The organism is Streptomyces sp. NPDC059900, from assembly GCF_050270335.1.
Lineage (GTDB): Bacteria > Actinomycetota > Actinomycetes > Streptomycetales > Streptomycetaceae > Streptomyces.
Genome location: NZ_JBNNJZ010000823.1, coordinates 1 through 2794, shown reverse-complemented (window position 1 = coordinate 2794; position 2794 = coordinate 1). Strand labels below are relative to the sequence as shown.

Here is a 2794-nt window from a genome sequence, read left to right as displayed (position 1 = left end):
CCGATAGACCCTCGTGGCGCAGCCGGACTGCACGCGGACATCGCACGCCTGGTGGCCCTCGACGCCAAATCCGGCGCGACCTCCGCGCTGCCCGCCGTGCGCGAGGCCGTGCGGCGGATCCCCGAACTGTCCGACGCACCCGGGCGCCTGTGCGGCCAGGACGGCGACCGGCTCGCCGCGCTCGCCGAACTGGGCGAAGTCATCGGGTGGATCCTCTTCGACGCGGGCTTCTACCGCGCGGCCCACCGGATGAACACCCGCGCCCTGGCCCTGGCGGAGCTCTGCGGTGATCTCTGGACGGCACGCTTCGTGCTCCTGAACGACAGCATGCTCCAGACCCATGTGGGAGCGCCGGACACCGCACTCCGGGCAGCGGCACGAGCGCGCGGGACGCGGGCCCTGCCCGCCAGGGTCGCCGGCCTCGTGAGGATCCGCCAGGCACACGCGATCGCCCTGCTGGGCGGGCACCGGGACGCCCTGGACCTGATGTCCCGCGCCCGGTGCCTGTTCCTGGAGGGTGTCTCGCGCCGCGATCCTCCCTGGGCCTGGTGGATCGACCGGACCGAACTGCTGGGCCACCAGGGCTGGGTGCATGCCCGACTGCACCAGTGGGACAAGGCCATCGACCTGCTCCACGAGGCGGTCGCGGCGCCCGGCCCCTCCTACCGCACCCTGTTCGCCGCGAAACTCCTGGCGGTCCTGGCGCGTGCCGGGGCCTGGCGAGAGGCGGAGGATCTCATCGCCGGGCTCGCACCGGGCGCCGCCCGTATCGGGTCCGTACGCACCACGCAGACACTGGAGCGGACGGCATCGGGCCTGCTCGGACGGTCCGGCACGCCGCGACCGCTGCGGGAGGCGGCAGTGTTCCTGCGGGAGTGCCTGCCCGCGCCGCACCCCCTCACCCCGAGGCAGCCGCCTGCGCGCCCCTGACGTCGACCACGAACTTCCCGCGCACGCCGCCTGCCTCCAGCGCACGGTGGGCGCCGGCGATGTCGGCCAGCGGGTACACCGTGTCGACGACGGGACGAAGCGCCCCGCTCTCCGTCAGCCGGGTCAGTTCCGCGAAGAGCGGATGACCGGGATTGCCGCTGAAGAGCCGCACCCGGCGCGGACCGAACACCGCGGAGCCGAGGATGCAGGCGAGCGAGGCGGCCATGCGCCGGCTGTCGAAGGTGACCGACACCATGCGGCCTTTCGGTGCCAGCAGGCGGCGGTACGCGCCCAACTCCGTGCCGACCGCGTCGAGTACGACGTCGAAGGGCCCGAGATCGGCCGGGCCGGTGGTCGCGTAGTCGAAGGCCTCGTCGGCTCCGAGGTCCCGCACGAAATCGAGGTTGTTCGCCCCCGCGAGCGCCGTGACATGTGCCCCGTAAGCCCGTCCGAGCTGGACGGCCACGCTCCCGACACCGCCGCTGGCGCCCCGCACGAGCAGCCGCTCGCCCGCCGCGAGGCGTGCCTTGTCCCGCAGCGCCGTGATCACCGTCGTGCCGACGCCGGGCAGGGCCGCGGCCCGGACCAGGTCGAGACCGGCCGGCGCGAGGGCCAGCTGCCGCGGGCGCACCACCACGAACTCCGCGGCGCTGCCGAAGCCACGGGAGCGCGCCAGGGCTCCCCACACCCGGTCGCCCTCCGCCAGACCGGGCACGGGAGAACCCAGGGCCGCCACCTCGCCGGTGAAGTCGATCCCCGTGCGCTTGGGAAAGCCCCGCCCGGCCAGCCCGGTCACCAGCCGTATCCTCCCCGCCCGGCCCATCAGCTCGCCGCCGTTCACGCTGGCGGCCTGCACGCGCACCAGGACCTCGCCCGGGCCCGCGACCGGCTTGGGGAGCGTGCCTTCGTACAGGACCTCCGGAGAGCCGTAGCTGTCGTACAGCGCCGCACGCATGTCACTCATCGTTTCCGTATCCCTGTCTGTGGTCGCCGGATGTCACCGACAGCGACGCTAACCCGCTAAACGGAGAGGGCCGTCCGCTTGAGCTAATGTGAGAAACATGCCTGCTGATTCCTCTCGGATGCGGCCGACGACGGCCCCCGCGCCGACAGCGGACCGCACGCCGACGACGGACCTCGCGCCGCCCGCGCGGGCCGGGCTGCGTGCGGACGCGCTCCACAACCGCCGCCTCATCATGGAAGCCGCCCGCGAACTCTTCGCCGCGCGCGGCCTCGATGTGCCGATCGCCGCCATCGCCCGCCGGGCCGGCGTCGGCGTGGCCACGCTCTACCGCCGCTTTCCCACCCGCGACTCCCTGGTCACGGAGGTCTTCGCGGACCAGTTCACCGCCTGTACGGCACTCGTCGACGACGCCCTCGCGGACCCCGATCCGTGGCGCGGATTCCGCACGGTCGTCGAGAAGGTGTGCGCCATGCACGTGGAGGACCGCGGATTCACCGCGGCGTTCCTGACGGCGTTCCCGGACGCGAACGACCACGAGCACGAACGCGTGCGCGCCGAGCAGGGTTTCGCGCGACTGGTGCGGCGCGCACAGGACGCCGGCCGGCTGCGCGCCGACTTCGATCCGGCGGACCTCGCGCTGATCCTCATGGCCAACTGCGGCGTCGCCGTGGGCTCCGCCGATGCGGCAGCCGCCGCATCCCGGCGCTTCGTCGCCTACCTCATCGACTCCTTCCGCGCCGACCGCACCGCCCCGCACGGGCCCCTGCCGGAGCCGGTTGTGCTCAAGCTCGACCACATAAGATCCGGCAGGTGAGACGACACATAGACTTCGAGCGCCTGCACAACTTCCGTGACCTGGGCGGCTATCGCACCGCCGACGGGCGCACGGTGCGCTGGGGC

At 73.1% G+C, this 2794-nt stretch carries 4 protein-coding genes; 3 read left to right on the top strand and 1 reads right to left on the bottom strand.

Features of this window, described 5'->3' with window-relative positions; all coding sequences use genetic code 11:
* Positions 1–930 (top strand): DNA-binding protein (locus ACQKIP_RS44490; RefSeq protein ID WP_427745599.1); only part of this gene is annotated, 930 nt, incomplete at its 5' end.
* Here ACQKIP_RS44490 and ACQKIP_RS44485 read toward each other — a convergent pair.
* Positions 899–1885 (bottom strand): NAD(P)-dependent alcohol dehydrogenase, encoded by a 987-nt coding sequence (locus ACQKIP_RS44485; RefSeq protein ID WP_365854715.1) that lies wholly within the window; start codon positions 1883–1885, stop codon positions 899–901. The two genes, ACQKIP_RS44490 and ACQKIP_RS44485, sit on opposite strands and share 32 nt — an antisense overlap.
* A 106-nt stretch (positions 1886–1991) precedes the next feature.
* Here ACQKIP_RS44485 and ACQKIP_RS44480 point away from each other — a divergent pair, with 106 nt between their 5' ends.
* Entirely contained in the window at positions 1992–2708 is a 717-nt protein-coding gene (locus ACQKIP_RS44480; protein ID WP_427745598.1) for a TetR/AcrR family transcriptional regulator, read from the top strand.
* A partial coding sequence (locus ACQKIP_RS44475; protein ID WP_427745600.1) for a tyrosine-protein phosphatase occupies positions 2705–2794 on the top strand: 90 nt, incomplete at its 3' end. The genes ACQKIP_RS44480 and ACQKIP_RS44475, both read left to right, overlap by 4 nt.

Excerpts from the sequence above, each read along its gene's own strand:
- ACQKIP_RS44485 (WP_365854715.1), bottom strand. The coding sequence starts at position 1,885 with ATGCGTGCGGCGCTGTACGACAGCTACGGCTCTCCGGAGGTCCTGTAC.
- ACQKIP_RS44480 (WP_427745598.1), top strand. The coding sequence starts at position 1,992 with ATGCCTGCTGATTCCTCTCGGATGCGGCCGACGACGGCCCCCGCGCCG.